The organism is Bifidobacterium primatium (genome assembly GCF_002802875.1).
GTDB classification, from domain to species: domain Bacteria; phylum Actinomycetota; class Actinomycetes; order Actinomycetales; family Bifidobacteriaceae; genus Galliscardovia; species Galliscardovia primatium.
In genome coordinates this window covers 59,475-76,743 of sequence record NZ_PEBI01000001.1, presented here as the reverse complement: position 1 = coordinate 76,743, position 17,269 = coordinate 59,475, and the positions used below count along the sequence as shown (strand labels likewise).

Genomic DNA, 17,269 nt, shown 5'->3' with positions numbered 1-17,269 from the left:
ACGCCGGAAAACCGCGACGACTGCCGTAAACGACGATGTCGAATGGAAGTGGTCGAAGAAGATGCTGGTCAGCATCCCCATCTTCATCATCCTGATGGGCATACTGACCTCGGTCTCGCATATCACGACGGTCGAATGGAAGAACGAGCCGACCGACCGCAGCGTGGAGACACTGGCCGCAGACACCTCCGTGACCTACGATAACCCCGGCGGAGAAAAACTGCCGGAACGCGGCACCTATGACGTCGTCACCGCCGACGCCTGGCTGGAACTCGTCCGCCCATCGACCGGCGAGCGACAACGGGCCCACGTGCTCGTCCGCTCGCCCAAGGGCGTCACCGCGAAGCACAGTCTGCCGGCCGCCGTGTTCATGCACGGCGCCGGATACGGCACGGCCGACAATTCGTTCGGCGACGTCGCCGACGACCTCAGCTCCGCGGGATTCGTGACGGCGACCGTCGACAAGCCCGTCTGGTCGACGAACGACATCACCCGCGACTACAAGGCGTCCGCACACGCCTACGGCCAAGTTGTGGACTACCTCAGATCGCTCGACACCGTGGACCCCGACAAGGTGGGACTGTACGCCACCTCCGAAAGCACATGGATATCGCCCTATCTCGTGCGTGACGACGGCCATATCGCCTTCCAGATACTGCTGTCGCCCATGGTGTATTCGCCGCGGCATGCGCTCGGGTTCTTCGTCGCGCAGGACTTCGCCATCGTCGGCGCCAATCCCGGCTACCAGTCCATCGTCCGCCGCGTGTTCAGCGCCGACACCGCACGGTTCGGACTCGACAACCTCGACTTCGACCCGCTCGTCGCGCAGGGCTACGCCATCCCCACATTCGTGGCCTACGGTTCGAAGGACGTCATGACCGCACAGGTCGACGGCATCACCGAGATCGAGGGCATGGCCCGGCAGGAGGACAACTGGGACGTGACCGTGCGCAACTATCCGGTCGCCAACCATGTGATGCGGCTCGGCGACGAGGCCGAGGAGGGCACGCCCCTGGTCGACGGATACGAGGACGACATGGTCGACTGGGCCGTCGGCAAGACCCGAGGGCTCGAGGAGACGTCGGCATCCATCGCCGGCACCACCATCTACCAGTCCATCGCCGTGCCGACGAACCTGCACGCCCACCCCCGTCTGACCATGTACGGCGTCATCGTGCACGCATCCACCGCGGTCATGCTCGTCGCCACGCTGATACTCGCCGTCGTGGCCGTCATCCGCAAGATCCGGTGCCTTGCCGGGCGCCGTGGCAGGGCCCTCGGCCTGGTGCGCGGGTACCGGAGGGTGCTGGTCATGATATCCGTCACCACTATGGCCTCGCTGATGCTGTTCTTCGCCGGCATCGGCCAGATCGTATGGCGCATGGTCCAGCTGATCTGGGGAGCCGCGCCGGAGCCGCCCGGCATGATCTACTGGAGCTGGTATGCGATCCAGGCGGCCTGCGCCATCGTGGTATGGGCGTGGTCGAGAGTGCTGTGCGAGATACTGCACACCGCGTCCGTAAAGGGCCTGCTGCGCACGCCGGAGGAATGGAAGGCCGACTTCCGTGTGAAACGGCTCACCGGCAGACCCGTGCTGCGCATCCGCGACTGGCATCCCGGACCGGTCGTCGCCTCGACCAGACTCGGTGTGGCGCTGTTCGTGGTGACGGCGCTCGCGATGTTCGGCGTGCTGCTGGTGCTGGCCTTCTGGGGACTGTTCATCTACTGACGTGCATCGCACGGCGGAAAGGAAGCGCATCCATGGCGCTGTACAGCGACGAGGGACTGGTGCTGCGTACGGTGAAGCTCGGCGAGGCCGACCGCATCATCACCATCCTCACCCGTGACCACGGCAAGATCCGTGCCGTGGCGAAAGGCGTTCGACGGCTGAAGTCGCGGTTCGGCGCACGGCTCGAACCGTTCATGCGCGCCGACCTGCTCATCGCCACCGGCCGTTCGCTCGACGTGGTCTCGCAGGCCTCGGCCAAAGGCATGTACGGCGACCGCATCATCGGCGACTACGACAGCTACGTGAACGCCAGCGTGGTCGCGGAGACCGCCGACCGGCTGTTCGCCGCCCTCGACGAACCTTCGCCGTCCCAGTACATGCTGGCCGTGGGCGCGGTCTCCGCGCTGGCCCGTCGGCTGCATGCGCCGACGGACATCGGCGACTCCTACGTGCTGCGCGCGTTGTCCATAGCTGGATGGACCCCGCGTCTCGACTCCTGCGTGGTATGCGGCGGGGGCGACGATCTCGCCGCGTTCTCGATACCCGGAGGCGGCGTGATGTGCGCCAGGGGCCGCACTCCCGAGGCGATTCGGGTGACGAGGGACGACGTCATGCGGCTGAAGGCGCTGCTCGCCGGAGACTGGGGGACGCTTGACGTCCGGCCGGCAGGCGGCGCCGATGGCGGGGATTCGGTTTCGAGGGTGCATGACATCGTCGAACACTGGGCCGAGTATTACCTCGAACGGCCGATTCGTTCCGCGCACTTGCTAGATTCGTAGACATGGCTTTTGAACATGTGGACTATACGTCGTTGGATATCCCCGCGGCCCCCTTCTCCGACCCCTCGATCATTCCCGACTTCCCCAAGGACAAGGTGCCCCGCCACGTCGGCGTCATCATGGACGGCAACGGACGCTGGGCGCAGCAGCGCGGTCTCGTGCGCACGAACGGCCATCAGGCTGCCGAACCCGTGGTGTTCGACACCATCGCCGGCGCCATCGAGGCCGGTGTGCGCTATCTGAGCCTGTACACGTTCTCCACCGAAAACTGGAAGCGCTCGCCATCCGAGGTGCGGTTCCTCATGGGCTTCAGCCGCGAGATCATCCACCGCCGCGTGGCGCAGATGGACGAATGGGGCGTGCGCGTGCGCTGGTCCGGACGCCGCCCCCGGCTGTGGAAATCGGTCATCGACGAGCTTGAGACCGCCATGGAGCGCACGAAGCACAACAGGACCATCGACGTGGTGTTCTGCATCAACTACGGCGGCCGCGCCGAGATCGCCGACGCCTGCGCCGCCATCGCGAAGGAGGTGCGCGACGGCCGCATCTCCGGCGACCGCGTGACCGAGAAGATGATCGCCCAGCACCTCTACAATCCCGACATCCCCGACTGCGACCTGGTGATCCGCACGTCGGGAGAGCAGCGTACGAGCAACTTTCTGCCGTGGGAGGCGGCCTACGCGGAACTCGACTTCGTGCCGGAACTGTTCCCCGACTGCGGCCGCGAGGTCCTGTGGCGTTCCATCGACCACTACATCCACCGCGACCGACGGTTTGGGGGAGTCAAGCGCTGACGGCGCTTGACTGTCGAGCCGCGATTGCATCGAGCGGCGAGGCCTGGAAGGCGCGGCCGCAAGGCCGTCTGTTCTTGCGGGAGGCCAAGCGCTGACGGCGCTTGACTGTCGAGCCGCGATCTCTCGAGCGGCGAGGTCGATATGGTGCGGCTCGGCGCGGTCAGTAGCAATCCCACGTGTAGAGGACCCGGGAGAAGTCCAGACGACGCAGGCGATCGGGCTCGATGAAGAAGTTCATCACACCCGTGTCGCCGAACATGAGCCGATTGTCGTCGAGCGAGTCGAGCTGCAGCAGCAGTGTGGTGGCCCGGCCGAGGTCCGGGTCGTCCTCTCGGGGATCATCCTGCGTGAAGACCGGGTAGCCGCCGACACGAAGGCCGTCACCGCCCAGCATGTCGTTCAACGTGTCTCGGATATCGGCGTCGTGCGTGTCGAAGAAGTCGCGGTCGCGGTCGTTCAATGCGCCCAGGCAGCGCTGCAACGTGGACTCGAACCGGAAGTCCGTCGTCGACATCGCCTGCGTGGCCAGCTGCGGTTCAAGACGGAACTCGACATCGGGGTCGTGCAGCGGCAGGTCGGTGTCGTCCTTCCAATGGGGGCGGATGATACGGCCCCGCGTGACGTCGTCGGGCTCGGGGATGTATCGTATGCGCCATGAACGCTGCGAATCCAGCCGGTCGAAATCCTTGCCGAACATCGAGTCGTCGCCGGCGATGAAGAACTGCAGCAGACCGTCCTGCGGAAAATCATGCAGATGGGGGAGCTGGGCGAAATTCAGCTGGGCTATGAGGAACAGCGGTTCTCCGGTCTCCCGGTTCTTGGGGACGCCCATGGCGGGAGGCACGTAGAACGCCCCTCCGACCTTCGTGTCGGTGATGGACGGCGCATCATCCGTGGGGAGGAGGTTGACGGCGGGGCGTTGCGTTTCGTGACGGACCATCGACACGATCATCTGCGCCACGTAGTCGGTCAGCTGGGGGATGCGCTGTGTGTCCGAATAGGCTTCGTCCCGTTGGATGCCGGTGATGTCGGCGGCCACGGGATTCGGGGTGTTGCGGACGATGTCCCGGTTTTCCTTTGAGCCCCTGCCGCCGAACAGCCTGTCCCAGATCCCCATGGCTTCCTCCTTGCCTGCTGCGTTCATCGTTACGGCACAGCCTAGTCATATGGCATTGCAGACGTCTGACCGAACAGTGAAGAAGGTGTGTTCGTTTACGACGGCATCAGTTATAGTCAACTTGACTATATGTGGTATGCTCTTACTGATTTCACGGCGGGAGCCTCGGCGACGAACCGATGTCTCCCGCCGTCGTGCGACGGATACGGACATCAGAGAAGGACACTGCCATGAGCGTGGCTTCAGTAAACGACATCATCGAACGGCTCGGCGCCACCAGCACCTGCGACGCGGGCCTGACCAAGGATCCATGGGCGTTCGACGCCACCCGGCCGACCTACGGCCCCGGCGCGTCGGCGCTGGACATGATTCCGAGGAACGCCCCGCGCCAGCAGTCTCTGCCGGTCGAATACCGCGACGCCTCCGACGACGAGCTGCAGGAGCGCATCCGCGACGCGAAGGCGCGTCTCGGCTCCAAGCTGCTCATCCTCGGCCACTTCTATCAGCGCGACGAGATCATCGTGCACGCCGACTACGTGGGCGACTCCTTCCAGCTCGCCAAGAACGCCACGCAATGCCCCGACGCCGAGCACATCGTGTTCTGCGGCGTGCACTTCATGGCCGAAACCGCCGACATCCTCTCCACTCCCGAACAGAGCGTTACCCTGCCGAACCTCTCCGCCGGATGCTCCATGGCCGACATGGCCGACATCGACCAGGTCGAGGACTGCTGGCAGCAGCTCGGCGAGATCTGCGGCACCAGACCGGACGCCGACGGGCTGCAGCAGATCATCCCCGTGACCTACATGAACTCCGCCGCCTCGCTCAAGGCATTCTGCGGCCGCAACGGCGGCATCGTATGCACGTCTTCCAACGCGCACGCCGTACTTGAATGGGCGTTCGCCCGCGGCAAGCGCGTACTGTTCTTCCCCGACCAGCACCTCGGCCGCAACACCGCCCGCGCCATGGGCATCCCGCTGAGCCAAATGCCGTTGTGGGACCCGTACAAACCGCAGGGCGGCGCCAGCAATCCCGCCGACTACGCCAAAGCGAAGATGATCCTGTGGAAGGGCTTCTGCTCCGTGCACCAGCGCTTCACCGTCGACCAGATCGAACGCGCCCGCCGCGCATATCCCGGCGTGAAGGTGATCGTACATCCCGAATGCTCCATGCAGGTCGTCGACGCCGCCGACGGCACCGGATCGACCGCCTATATCGTCAGGGAGATCGCCAACGCGCCCGCCGGCTCCGTCATCGCCGTGGGTACCGAGATCAACCTCGTCAACAGGCTCGCCGCGCAGTACCCCGACAAGACCGTCTTCTGCCTCGACCCGGTCGTCTGCCCCTGCTCCACCATGTACCGCATCCACCCGGCATATCTCGCCTGGGCCTTGGAAAGCATCGAGCGCGGCGACATCGTCAACCGCATCACCGTGGACGACGACACCGCCCGCGAGGCCAAGGTGGCGCTCGAGCGCATGCTGCGCGTTCACCCGTGAGCCGTTTCCGGCTCCCCCAATGAGGGGAGTCGTCCGCGTAAGTGGACTGAGGGGAGAAAAACCGTGAATCCTGAACACAACATCGTCGTCATCGGAGCCGGCGTCGCCGGACTGTCCGCAGCACTCGCCGTGGCATCCACCGGCCATGACGTCACGCTGGTCACCAAGGCCGAACTCGTGGAATCCAACACCTACCATGCGCAAGGAGGTATCGCCGCCGCCATCTTCGCCGACGACGCCCCGAAGCTCCACGCGCAGGACACCATGGCCGCCGGCCATGGCCTGTGCGAGCCGAAGGCCGTGGAGATCCTCACCCGTGAGGGTGTGGACCGCGTACGTGAATTCGCCGCGGCCGGCGTGCGTTTCGACCGGGACGCCGAAGGCCATATGCTGCGGGGGCTCGAAGCCGCCCACTGCCGTGCCCGCGTGGTGCACGCCGGCGGAGACGCCACCGGCAGGGTGCTCGAGCTCGACGTGGCCGCCATGGTCCGCACCAACCCGCGCATCCACATCATCGAGCACGCTTTCCTCGAAGACCTCGTTCTCCGTGACGGCGTCATCGCCGGAGTGCGGCTGCTGACGAAGTCGGGAGGTGATGTGCTTCCCGCGACCCGCGTCATCCTCGCCACCGGCGGCGCCGGCCGCATGTACCCGTACACCACCAACCCGCAGGTCGCCACAGCCGACGGTCTCGCCGCCGCCCTGCGCGCCGGCGCCGAAACCGCCGACCTCGAGTTCTACCAGTTCCACCCCACCGCGATGGCCGTCGGCGAGCACTTCCTCGTCTCCGAAGCCGTGCGCGGCGAAGGCGCGATCCTGCTCGACGAACACGGCGAACGGTACATGACCCGCATCGACCCACGGGCCGAACTCGCCCCGCGCGACGTGGTCGCCCGCGAGAACTTCCGTGTGATGCAGCGGCAGAACGGCCGTCCCGTCATGCTCGACGTATCCCCGATGGCACGCGAACACCCCGACCTGGCCGCGTTCCTCGCCCACCGTTTCCCGACCATCGACGCCTACACCAGGTCCCTGGGCTTCGACTGGAGCCGCGAACCCATCCCCGTCGCACCGGCCGCCCACTACTACATGGGCGGCATCCGAACGGACCTCAACGGCCGCGCGAGCATTCCCGGCCTGTATGCGGCGGGGGAGTGCGCCCGCACCGGCGTCATGGGATCGAACCGCCTGGCCTCCAACTCACTGCTCGAAGGCCTCGTGTTCGGCAGACGCGCCGGTCTTGCCGCCGTCGCCGACGGGCGGGACGCCATATGGCATCCCGTACCGTTCGCGAACTCCGCCACCGGCAAGCCATCCGGCGAACAGCCGGTGACGCTTGCCGTTCCCGCAACCGACGACCGGACCGATCCATCCGACGCATGGGATCGCGGCCATATCGAGGCTGCGATGTGGCATGGCGTTGGCGTGCTGCGCGACGCCGACGGCCTCCGGACGGCGGTGCGCCGGCTGGGCGAGGGGCTGGCCCTCGCCAATGCCGACGCCGGCCCGGATCACGACGTCGATTCGTCGTATGACGAACAGACGCATCGTCTCGAAAACCGCAACATGCTCACCGTCGGCTACGTGGCCGCCAACGCGGCGCTCGCCCGCACCGAATCCCGCGGTGCCCACTCCAGGACCGACTGTCCCGAACCGCGCGACGAATGGGCGCACTCCGTCGCCTACCGCATGCCCCTGCAGTGAATCCACCTCCTCCAAAAGGAACAGCATTGCTTACCGAACATCTCATCCATACGGTCGTCGAGGCAGCTCTGGCCGAAGACGCACCCTACGGCGACATCACCTGCGCGGCCACTATCCCGGCCGACGAGACCGGCGAGGTCTCGCTCGTCGCCCGCGACCCCGGCGTCATAAGCGGCATCGACGTCTTCAAGGCCGTCTTCACCACACAAAACCCCATCATCGACGTCAATCCGTCCATCCACGACGGACAACGGTTCTCCGCAAGGCAGACACTCGCCACGGTCGGCGGCCCCATCCGAGACATCCTCACCGCCGAACGCGTGGCCCTGAACCTCACCCAGCGCATGAGCGGCATCGCCACCATGACCGCCGACTTCGTCAGGGAGGCGGCGCGCGGCAACTCACTGCCCGACGCCACACACCCCCGCGGATTCGAACGCACGCGCATCGTCGACACCCGCAAGACCACGCCGCTGCTACGCGCCTTCGAAAAATACGCCGTCACCTGCGGCGGCGGCCACAACCACCGGTTCGGTCTCTCCGACGCCGTCATGCTCAAGGACAACCACCTCGCCGCGCTCGCCGCCCGAGGCCTCGACCTGGCCGACGCCATCCGACACGTGCGCGAACAGGTCGGCCACACCACGCACATCGAAGTGGAGGTCGACCGTCTCGACCAGATTCCAGGCGCTCTCGACGGCGGCGCCGACACCATCATGCTCGACAATTTCACCCTGGACGACACGCGCCAGGGCGTCGAACTCATCGACGGCCGTGCGCTCGTGGAAGCCAGCGGCAACATGACGCTCGACCGCGTGGCCGCGGTCGCCGCCACCGGCGTGGACATCATCTCCGTCGGCGCGCTCACCCACAGCGTCCGCAGCATCGACCTCGGACTCGACTATGACTGACGCCACGCTCTATCTCGACGCCGCCGCCACCGAACCGGTGTCGCGCAACGTCATCGACGCCATGCTGCCGTTCATGACCGACGCCTATGCGAACCCCGCCAGCGTGCATCAGGACGGCAAGACCGCCGCCCGTGCGCTCGACGCCGCCCGCCGTTCGTTCGCCGGCGACCTCGGCGCCCATGCCGACGACGTCATCTTCACCTCCGGCGGCACCGAATCCGACAATCTCGCCATCAAGGGCATCGCGTTGGCGGCCATGCGACGACTGCCGCAGGGCGTGCGCCCGCGCATCGTCGTCTCCGCGGTGGAGCACCCAGCCGTCGCCGAATCCGCACGGTGGATGGCGCGGTTCTTCGATGCCGACGTGATTACGGTTCCCGTCGACGGGCGGGGGCGCATACGGCTCGACGCCTTGGAGGGGGCACTCGTCGCCGGTGATGGTGCGGGTTCGCGGCCCGTGCTCGTGTCGGTCATGCTCGCCAACAACGAGGTCGGCGCCATCCAGCCGGTCGAGGATGTCGTACGCATCGCGCATCGACATCATGTGCCCGTGCATGTGGACGCCGTACAGGCCGCCGGCCAGGTTCCGATTCATATGCGCGACTGGGATGTGGACGCGCTCAGCGTCTCCGGTCACAAGTTCGGCACGCCCAAGGGTCTCGGCGCGCTACTGGTGCGCGGCCGCGTGCCCATAGAACCGCTGCTCAGCGGTGGAGGCCAGGAGCGTGGTCTGCGTTCCGGCACGCAGAACGTGGCCGGAGCGGTCGGGCTCGCCATTGCCTTGGATGAATCCATCACGTTCATGCGCGAGCATCATGCCGAACTCGTCGCATCGCGCGATCGGCTCATCCGCGGCGTACTGGAAGCCATACCTCAGGCGCGACTGACCGGCGACCCGGAGCATCGTCTTCCCGGCCACGCGTCGTTCATCTTTCCCGGCGTCACCGGCGAGGCGCTGCTCGTCGATCTCGACGCCCGTGGCATCGAATGCTCCTCCGGCTCGGCCTGTGCCATCGGCCGCCACGAGATTCCATCCACGCTGCTGGCCATGGGGTTAGAGCCCGCCGTGGCCAAGTCCGCCTTGCGACTCACCTTCCGTCGTCCGCTTGCCGATGCCGACATCGCGCGCATCATCGACGCCCTACGTGCCTCCTGCGAGTCTCTTGGTCTGCACTGACTTTCAGGGGGTCGTGCATGTCGATGTCTGGCTGGCATGTGAACGAAAAAGAGGACCGGCTCCGTCGATTTACGGAACCGGTCCTCTTGCTCGGTGAATTATGCCGAAAGCGGTTCGAATGCTCAGGCGCGCTTGCGCAGCATCAGAGCGGCGCCCGCACCCAGCAGGGTGAGCATGGCGACGATGCCGCCGGTGACGTCGGCGCCCGTCTTGGCGAGACCGCTGGCCTTGGCGGTGCCGTTGGTTGCGGTGTTCGTGCCGTTGGTGGTCGCTGCGGGCTTCTTGGTGGTGTCGCCGGACGGCTTCGCGGCGGGGTTGTCCTTGCCGCTGTTCGGCGTGGTGCCGCTGTTGTTGCCGTTCGGCAGTACGACCTTGTCAAGCGTGGTGAACACGTATTTGATGGTCGCGCCAGAATCGCGGCCGGTGTAGATCACGACCTTCGTGTCGTAGTCATCGGAGAAGGTCACCTTCTTGCCGTTCTTGTATGTGGTGGCATGGTAGCCTCCCTGGTCCTTGCCGTTGGCTCCGGTGTAGTGGAACAGCGCGTCGCCGTCCTGCGCGGAGTAGCCGGGCACCGAGTTCTTCAGGCCGTTGAGGTCGGCGAGTTTCGTGTATATGGTGGTCTTCGGGGACCATCCGTCGAAGCCCTTGCTGCTGTCGGCTTGGGTGTTGAAGTACCAGTACGAGGCCTCGAGGTAGGCGCGTTCCTTGGCGCTGAACCCGGCCAGCGGATCGACGGGCTTGGGGTCTTCCTTCTTCGGGTTGACGGTGATGGTCAGCGTGGCGGAGACGCCTTCGGCCGCGGTGCTCTTCTTGCCGGTCAGGCTGACTGTGGCGGTGCCGGCCTTCAGCGCCTTGATGCGGATGTCGGTGGCCGGGCTGGCGCCCATGTCGACGAATCCGATGTACTTGTCGGCCTGCGTGAGACCCCATTCGAAGTCGGCTTTGTTCGAGTTCTTGAGCTTGGCGCTCAGTCCGAGCTCGTCGTCGACGGTCAGCGTGGTCTTGTTGTCAGCGAACGCCTCGCCGTCCTTGCCGACGATGCTCGCCGACTTGGTCGGCTGCGGATCGGGCTGGGAGGGCGTGGTGCTGGTCAGATGGATGGTGCCGACCTTGTCGCCGCCGAGAATCGTCAGGTATGCGCCGGCGGGGGAGAGGTCCACCTTTTCGGACTCGACGGCGGTGTTGGCGTTGTATCCCTTGATGGAGAGGGAGAAGTGACTGTACTGGCCGCTGGAGTGGAAGATGCCGTCACTGGTCGCGGAACCGGAGTACATGCCGACCTGTATGGTCTTCTGCTGGTCGCCGGTGGCCGTGTATGTCACGTTGTATTCGCCGGGCTTGACGCCGACGTACTTGGTTTCGACGGTGTGGTCGTCCTTCGTGGTCGTGCCGTTGTTCAGCACGGCGGTCGGGACGTCCTTCTCGCTGTTGACGGCGACGATGCCGAGGGCGCTGGTCTTCATGAGGTCGTTATGCGCCGGCAGTCCCGACAGATTGAAATCGTAGGTCGTCGTATTCTCGGCGGCGGATGCGGCGGCGGTGCCGGTGAATCCGGCCATGCCGATGGTCAATGCCGCGGCGAGCAGGCCGGCGGCCGCACGGCCGAGCCGGCGTTTCTTCGTCTCCATGATTGTCATGGGTGAACTTCCTTGTCTCTAAATCGGCCCCTCCGTGATTGTCGGGGAGGGGCGTCATGCGGCCTCATTCGTCACAGCATCACCAAACAAAACCCCACAACACCTTCGAGTCTAGTGGGACTATGGGGGTGATGTAAGAGGTAGGGGAAACTACGTAATTATGCCGATTAAGAGTTCCCCCATATCAACTCTTCAGGGGGTCTTATAGAGGGTATGTGAATCGGGTACGGAAGCGCCCGTGCCGGAAAGTGTCCGACAACTGTTATGTCGCTGTGTTGCACAGTTGGCAAAACTGTTGTACTGTTCTACATGACAGCACAACAGTACTGGTGCTGCCATGAACAAGGAAAGGGGGCAAGGAATGAGGCTGATCATCTCTTCCGTGTCCGGCGAACCCATCTACGAGCAGATCAAGACGCAGATCCGCTCGGCGGTGCTCTCCGGCGAACTCGAGGCGGGCGAGGCGTTGCCCTCGCTGCGCAAGCTCGCCAAGGAGCTACGCGTCTCCGTGCTCACCATCACCAGGGCGTACAGCGAACTGGCCGATGAGGGAGTGGTGAGGAACATCCAGGGCAAGGGCACCTTCGTCATGCCGAAAGGCAACGACGTGATGAAGGCGCAATTGGCCCGACGGGTGCGCAAAGGTCTCGGCGACGTCGTCGCGGCGGCGAAGGCGGCGGGGATCCCGCCCGCCGAACTGCACGCCATACTCGACGAGACCTATGCCACGCAGGACGCCGCCGGCGACCGTGACGGCCGCTGATGGGGTGGCCCGAAAAACATGGACACATGGCCTTGGGTACGTAGCCCCGACGGGCCCGTATCCACATCATGAACCGTAAAGGAGAAAGCCATGGTGCTTGACGCACTCTCCGGCAGCACGCCGTTCGCGCTCAGCGTGAACGGCGTATCCAAGCAATACGATTCCGGATTCCGGCTCGACGACATCACCTTCGACCTGCCGGCCGGATACATCATGGGACTCATCGGACCCAACGGCGCGGGAAAATCCACGCTCATCAAACTCATCCTCAACATGGTCCGGCGCGACGCCGGCGGCATCGAGGTGCTCGGCCTCGACAACATCGCCGACGAGGAGCGGGTCAAGGAGCAGCTAGGCGTCGTCTTCGACTCCGGCTACTTCGTCGAGGTATGGACCGTCAACAAGGTCGAACAGGCCATGCGCGGCCTCTACGCCACATGGAACCACCGCCGGTTCGAACAGTATTGCAAACGATTCGGCCTCGACCGCCGAAAGAAGGTCAAGGAACTCTCGCGTGGCATGCTTATGAAGCTCATGCTTGCCGTGGCCTTGAGCCATGATGCGCGTCTGCTCATCCTCGACGAACCCACCAGTGGCCTGGACGTGCTTTCGCGCGACGAACTCATGGACATCCTCCACGAATACATCGAGGACGGCGAACATACCGTGCTGTTCAGCACGCACATCACCTCCGACCTGGAAAGCGCCGCCGACTTCATCACCTACATCACCCACGGCCGGCTCTACTTCACCGGCCCCAAGGACGAGTTCCTCGACGCGTTCCGCGTGGTCAAAGGAGGCCTCGCCGACCTCGACGAAACGCTACGGGCCAAGGCCGTCGGCATCCACCGGTACGAGACCGGATTCGACGCCCTCCTGCGCGTGGAGGACGTGAAGGCGCTCGCCGGAGACCGGCGGCCGCAGCTGCTCGTCGAACCGGCAGGCATCGACGACATCATCCGACTGACCAACGTGAGGAAAGGAAACGCACGATGAACGCGGTAGTGAAATCCATGCGCGTCGACTGGGCGCGCATCACCAGCGGAGGATGGGGTATGATCGCCGGCTACATGCTGATGAGCCCGGCGATGATGGCACTGTTCGGCATCCTGTTCGGCGGCGACGATTCGGCCGGCGCCATCGCCTGGCTGTACCAATACATCAGCGGCATGAACCTGCTGATGTTCGTCAGCTTCGTCACCTTCCCCGCCGTCTACCAGGACACCGGCAACAACGCCGACATGAACGGCCTGATGCCGGTCTCACGTCGCAACCAGGTGATCGGACGCTACGTGTATCTGCTGCTGTTCGGCATCATGCTCGTCGTGGAGAACACCGTGATGTATCCCCTCGGCTTCGCCGCCGCGGGAGCGTTGGGCACCATGGGCGCGATGCCATGGAGGACGATTGCCATCCAAGGGCTCGTCTACGCGCTATGCTCCGCGTTGGTACTCGTATGCTCCTACCGGTTCAAAGGGCAGACGCTCATGTACGTCGTGGTCTTCGGCGGATCCGCACTGCTGATCCTCGGATTCGTGGTGACGATGCGGTTCGAGGACCAGGTCCGCGCGGTGGCCGAATGGCTGGGTGGACACGTGTTCTCGTCGATGGGGCTTACGGTCGCACTCGGCGTGGTCGTCGCCGTCATCGCGCTTGCGGTCTCGTATCTCGCGTCCGTGCGCATTTACGAACGCAGGGAGATGTGACCGGCGACCGATAGACGGCGGAAATAGAATCGGCCTTCGTAAAACAGTATCCGAAGGCCGATTCCTCGTTTATGGGCGGGGTCTCTCCCGCGCCTGCCTACTCCAGTCCGATGGACTTGAGATGGTGGGTGGTCAGCGACGCGACCTTGAGGTCGCCGGATTCGGCGGCGAGCCTCACGGCGCGCGGTCCCTCGGCCGCGTAGCTGTAGGAGCTCATCGCCTGATGGCCGTCGTTCACGTAGACCTCCACGGATCCGCGGTCGACGAACACGCGCAGCTTCAGCTCGCCGGCCTCGAGCTCGGCCGGGTCGAGCGGGGCCATGCGGTAGCCGCGGTCGCCGTACTTGTTGGCCTGACGGTCCACGACCACGCCGCCGATCTGGTCGTCGTAGGCCACGTACGTGTAGGAGCCGTCCTCGGTGGCATGAACCTTGATTCCCGTGCGTTCGGCCGTGGAGTTCTTCAGGTCGATGGTCAGCTCGATCTCCAGCGCCTCGGCGTCGTCGGCCACCGTGAACTCGGTGCCGGAGGCGACCTCGACCGCGCCGAACTCCTTGGTGTCCTCGCGCAGGCCCTCGACCTCGGCGGCCGGAACCGTGTGCACGTCGCCGTCATCGCCGAGGAACACCTCGCGCGGCAGCGTCAGCTGACCGCACCAGCCGTCCTCCTGCATCGGAACAGGGGCGACGAACGGGCTGAGCCAGCCGTACATGATCTGACGGCCGTCGGTGTTGCTCGCGGTGTCGCCGGGCGTGGTGTTGAACGACTGCGGCGCGTAGAAGTTGTGGCCGCAATCCCACAGACGGAAGTCGGTTTCGGGGATGAACGCGCCTCCCGGCTCCCATGTGCCGATCATGTATCCGGCGTTGTTGACGTTGCGGTTCATGAAACCGCTCGGCTTCGAGCCCATGGCGGAGAAGCCGATGACCCACTTCTCGTTGCCGTCCTTGTCGGTGACGGGGAAGAAGTCGGGGCATTCGAGCATGAACACGTCGGGGTCGGGATGCTCGAACAGCACGGTCTTGAACGTCCACTCGACCATGTCGTCGGAGGTGTAGAGCCACATCTGGCCGCGCTGCTCGGCGGAGGAGACGCCGAACGTCATGTACCACACGCCGTTCGTCTTCCACACCTTCGGGTCGCGGAAGTGCCAGTGCACCTTGTCGCGCGGGCAGTCGACGACCATGCCCTTCTTCTCGAAGGAGTTCAGCGTGTCGTCGGTCGGTTCGGCGAGCATCTGCACCTGCCATTCGCCGCCGGAGCCGTCGATGCCGTTGGCCCAGCGGTGACCGGTGTAGTAGAACCTCGGCTTGCCGTCGTCGCCGATCACGGCGGAACCGGAGAACACGCCGTTCTTCTCCTCTTCGAGGCTCGGCGCGAAGGCGATGGGCTCACGACGCCATGTGATCATGTCGTCGGAGGAGACGTGGCCCCAGTGCATCGGGCCCCACTGGGTGCCGTAGGGGTGCAGCTGGTAGTAGACGTGCCAGCGGCCGTTGTAGTAGCACAGTCCGTTCGGGTCGTTGATCCATCCGCCGTTGGAGGCGATGTGGAACTTCGGATACCAGCGGTCGTTGCGTTCGTCGGCCATCCTGGCCACGCCGGCCTCGGCCTTGGCGAGCTCCTCGGCATGGTCCTTGATGGGGGAGTAGACGGGCTTGAAATCACTCATCGTTGAATGGTCCTTTCCTTGGGTTGTGGGTTGGATTTGGTATGACGATTATGCCGAGGCTCCCCTCGTCGGGACGAGGGGAGCCGGATGCGCTTGTGGAATCAGGCCTTGGCCTCGGAAGCCTTGGCGGCCTCCATCTCGCGCAGCTGCCTGTCGGTGTAGAACGGGTCGCCACCGACCTCCTGGTCGTCGCGCTTGATGACGAAGAAGCCGTAGATCAGCGCGCACAGCACGATGGCGGAGATGACCCAGAAGGTCACGCGGGAGCCCATGTCGTTGTTCGGCAGGATCTGGGCCATCTTGTCGTGGAAGGCGCCCAGCGGCGTGGAGAAGATGACCTGACCGACCTGCGAGGCGATCTGGAAGCCCACCATGTACAGCGTGGCGGAGAGCTTGGTGTCGAAGTGCAGGGTGAAGTAGCGGAACGCCGGCAGGCAGAACAGCGGCACCTCGATGGAGTGGAACAGCTTGACGATGGAGACGGTGATCGGGTCGTGGAACACGCCGCACAGGCCGATGCGCAGGAACATCACGGTGGCGCCGAGCAGCAGGGCGTTGCGCACGCCGACCTTCTTCATGATGATCGGCACGACGCCCATCATGGCGGACTCGAGGAACACCTGGAAGCCGTTGAGCGTGCCGTAGGTGGCGTTGCCGATGGCCTCGGTGGGGAACAGGTTGGCGTAGTAGGTCGGGAACATCTGCTGGTCGAACACGGTGTAGAAGGTGTTGGTCAGCAGCATGAAGACGATGAGCACCCACAGGGTCGGCATCTTGAGTACACCTACCATCTCCTTGAAGGAGGGGTTGGTGGGTTCGGCGTTCGGATCGGATTCCTTCTTCAGCTCGGCCTTCTGCTCGCTCGGCACTCAGAAGGCGTAGACGAGCAGCATGCACACGCCGAACGCGGAACCGACCCAGAAGTTGAGCAGCGGGTTGATGTTGAACAGGAAGCCGGCGCACAGGGCGACGATGGCGTAGCCGAAGGAGCCCCAGGCGCGGGACTGGCCGTATTCGAAGCCGAACTTACGCGAGTAGCGTTCGGTGACCGCCTCGAACAGCGAGCAGCCCGACATGAATCCGGCGGAGAGCACGACGGCGCCGATGAACGCGCCGATGTAGCGCGTGGTGCCGCCGGCGAGGATCATCGGCGCGTAGACGAACTGCACGAACGGGCCGACGAGCGCAGCGACCAGGGCCACGAAGACCACGAGCTTGCGCTTGATGCCGAGCTGGTCCTGGATGGTGCCGTAGATGAACATGATGACCAGCGTGGCCAGCGAGTTGATGGAGTAGATGGTGCCGACCTCGGCGTTGGTCAGCCCCACGCCGGAGATGAGCCAGCGCTGGAAGAACGACCACCAGATGCCCCAGGAGCAGAAGAACAGAAAGATGCCGAAGGAGCTCTGCAGATACGAGGGGTTCTGCCAGACCTTTTTGCTTGCCATAATCGTTTCCTTTTCTCTCAGTGTTTCCGAAAGCCGCGGCTTTGCGGTTGTGGATCACTCGTGACCCGACGTCGAGGCCAGTGCGTTGTGCGAGATTGTGTCTGCGGCGACCGAATCGTCTCGTTGCCGTGGTCTTGTTAATGATATTAATACGTCAATCGTTTTAAGTCAAACGATTGACGTCACTTTTTCCAACGAATCTTGTCGAAGGGCGGATTGTCGGGAAGCGGTGTCGGTCATGGGTGTTTTCGTCGAAGCGGGCGCTTCGGGACCGACCCGTGTTCGCGCGGCGACGCTGTCGCGCGAACACGGGTCTGCAGGGATGGATCG

13 protein-coding genes and 1 pseudogene are annotated in these 17,269 nt (G+C 64.5%); 10 read left to right on the top strand and 4 right to left on the bottom strand.

Going from position 1 to position 17,269, the window contains the following annotated elements; all coding sequences use genetic code 11:
- Window positions 1–61 precede the first annotated feature (61 nt).
- From CS006_RS00315 to CS006_RS00305, 3 genes are read left to right on the top strand one after another with little or no spacing between them, the layout of a single operon-like run.
- Window positions 62–1,729, top strand: coding sequence for an alpha/beta hydrolase family protein (locus CS006_RS00315; protein ID WP_243386545.1), 1,668 nt, complete (start codon window positions 62–64; stop codon window positions 1,727–1,729).
- 32 nt (window positions 1,730–1,761) lie between these two features.
- Window positions 1,762–2,508 carry a DNA repair protein RecO gene (recO, locus tag CS006_RS00310; protein ID WP_100509826.1) on the top strand — a complete coding sequence of 249 codons (747 nt, stop codon included), beginning with the start codon at window positions 1,762–1,764 and terminating at the stop codon, window positions 2,506–2,508.
- 2 nt (window positions 2,509–2,510) lie between these two features.
- Complete coding sequence (locus CS006_RS00305) at window positions 2,511–3,302, top strand: isoprenyl transferase (RefSeq protein WP_100509825.1); 792 nt, start codon at window positions 2,511–2,513, stop codon at window positions 3,300–3,302.
- Window positions 3,303–3,462: 160 nt separating this feature from the next.
- Here the strand turns inward: CS006_RS00305 and CS006_RS00300 are convergent, their stop codons facing one another.
- Window positions 3,463–4,419 carry a YwqG family protein gene (locus CS006_RS00300; protein ID WP_100509824.1) on the bottom strand — a complete coding sequence of 319 codons (957 nt, stop codon included), beginning with the start codon at window positions 4,417–4,419 and terminating at the stop codon, window positions 3,463–3,465.
- 230 nt (window positions 4,420–4,649) lie between these two features.
- Here CS006_RS00300 and nadA point away from each other — a divergent pair, with 230 nt between their 5' ends.
- The 4 genes from nadA to CS006_RS00280 all read left to right on the top strand — a co-directional run bounded on the left by nadA (window position 4,650) and on the right by CS006_RS00280 (window position 9,710).
- Window positions 4,650–5,918 (top strand): quinolinate synthase NadA, encoded by a 1,269-nt coding sequence (gene nadA / locus CS006_RS00295; protein ID WP_100509823.1) that lies wholly within the window; start codon window positions 4,650–4,652, stop codon window positions 5,916–5,918.
- A gap of 63 nt (window positions 5,919–5,981) precedes the next feature.
- Window positions 5,982–7,622 carry an L-aspartate oxidase gene (gene nadB / locus CS006_RS00290; protein ID WP_165777163.1) on the top strand — a complete coding sequence of 547 codons (1,641 nt, stop codon included), beginning with the start codon at window positions 5,982–5,984 and terminating at the stop codon, window positions 7,620–7,622.
- Window positions 7,623–7,648: 26 nt separating this feature from the next.
- Window positions 7,649–8,533, top strand: a complete 885-nt coding sequence (gene nadC / locus CS006_RS00285; RefSeq protein WP_100509822.1) for a carboxylating nicotinate-nucleotide diphosphorylase — start codon at window positions 7,649–7,651, stop codon at window positions 8,531–8,533.
- Window positions 8,526–9,710: a cysteine desulfurase family protein gene (locus tag CS006_RS00280; RefSeq protein WP_100509821.1), complete on the top strand. Its 1,185-nt coding sequence runs from the start codon at window positions 8,526–8,528 to the stop codon at window positions 9,708–9,710. Before nadC ends, CS006_RS00280 begins: the two co-directional genes overlap by 8 nt.
- 122 nt (window positions 9,711–9,832) lie before the next feature.
- On the opposite strand, the gene CS006_RS00275 is transcribed toward CS006_RS00280, so the two are convergent.
- On the bottom strand, window positions 9,833–11,350 hold the full coding sequence (locus CS006_RS00275) for a hypothetical protein (RefSeq protein ID WP_100509820.1): 1,518 nt from the start codon (window positions 11,348–11,350) through the stop codon (window positions 9,833–9,835).
- 361 nt (window positions 11,351–11,711) lie between these two features.
- On the opposite strand from CS006_RS00275, the gene CS006_RS00270 reads away from it, so the two are divergent.
- The 3 genes from CS006_RS00270 to CS006_RS00260 all read left to right on the top strand — a co-directional run bounded on the left by CS006_RS00270 (window position 11,712) and on the right by CS006_RS00260 (window position 13,819).
- Window positions 11,712–12,113, top strand: a complete 402-nt coding sequence (locus CS006_RS00270) for a GntR family transcriptional regulator (protein ID WP_100509819.1) — start codon at window positions 11,712–11,714, stop codon at window positions 12,111–12,113.
- A 90-nt stretch (window positions 12,114–12,203) separates the two neighbouring features.
- Complete coding sequence (locus CS006_RS00265) at window positions 12,204–13,109, top strand: ABC transporter ATP-binding protein (RefSeq protein WP_100509818.1); 906 nt, start codon at window positions 12,204–12,206, stop codon at window positions 13,107–13,109.
- On the top strand, window positions 13,106–13,819 hold the full coding sequence (locus CS006_RS00260) for an ABC-2 transporter permease (protein WP_100509817.1): 714 nt from the start codon (window positions 13,106–13,108) through the stop codon (window positions 13,817–13,819). Before CS006_RS00265 ends, CS006_RS00260 begins: the two co-directional genes overlap by 4 nt.
- A gap of 97 nt (window positions 13,820–13,916) precedes the next feature.
- On the opposite strand, the gene CS006_RS00255 is transcribed toward CS006_RS00260, so the two are convergent.
- Window positions 13,917–15,491 carry a glycoside hydrolase family 32 protein gene (locus CS006_RS00255; protein WP_100509816.1) on the bottom strand — a complete coding sequence of 525 codons (1,575 nt, stop codon included), beginning with the start codon at window positions 15,489–15,491 and terminating at the stop codon, window positions 13,917–13,919.
- A gap of 101 nt (window positions 15,492–15,592) precedes the next feature.
- Window positions 15,593–16,939: pseudogene (locus CS006_RS00250) on the bottom strand (oligosaccharide MFS transporter).
- Window positions 16,940–17,269: the final 330 nt, after the last annotated feature.

Coding starts and splice junctions, on each gene's coding strand:
- nadA (WP_100509823.1), top strand. CDS start 4,650: ATGAGCGTGGCTTCAGTAAACGACATCATCGAACGGCTCGGCGCCACC.
- CS006_RS00280 (WP_100509821.1), top strand. CDS start 8,526: ATGACTGACGCCACGCTCTATCTCGACGCCGCCGCCACCGAACCGGTG.
- CS006_RS00265 (WP_100509818.1), top strand. CDS start 12,204: ATGGTGCTTGACGCACTCTCCGGCAGCACGCCGTTCGCGCTCAGCGTG.
- CS006_RS00315 (WP_243386545.1), top strand. CDS start 62: ATGCTGGTCAGCATCCCCATCTTCATCATCCTGATGGGCATACTGACC.
- CS006_RS00255 (WP_100509816.1), bottom strand. CDS start 15,491: ATGAGTGATTTCAAGCCCGTCTACTCCCCCATCAAGGACCATGCCGAG.
- recO (WP_100509826.1), top strand. CDS start 1,762: ATGGCGCTGTACAGCGACGAGGGACTGGTGCTGCGTACGGTGAAGCTC.
- CS006_RS00260 (WP_100509817.1), top strand. CDS start 13,106: ATGAACGCGGTAGTGAAATCCATGCGCGTCGACTGGGCGCGCATCACC.
- CS006_RS00300 (WP_100509824.1), bottom strand. CDS start 4,419: ATGGGGATCTGGGACAGGCTGTTCGGCGGCAGGGGCTCAAAGGAAAAC.
- CS006_RS00275 (WP_100509820.1), bottom strand. CDS start 11,350: ATGACAATCATGGAGACGAAGAAACGCCGGCTCGGCCGTGCGGCCGCC.
- CS006_RS00305 (WP_100509825.1), top strand. CDS start 2,511: ATGGCTTTTGAACATGTGGACTATACGTCGTTGGATATCCCCGCGGCC.
- CS006_RS00270 (WP_100509819.1), top strand. CDS start 11,712: ATGAGGCTGATCATCTCTTCCGTGTCCGGCGAACCCATCTACGAGCAG.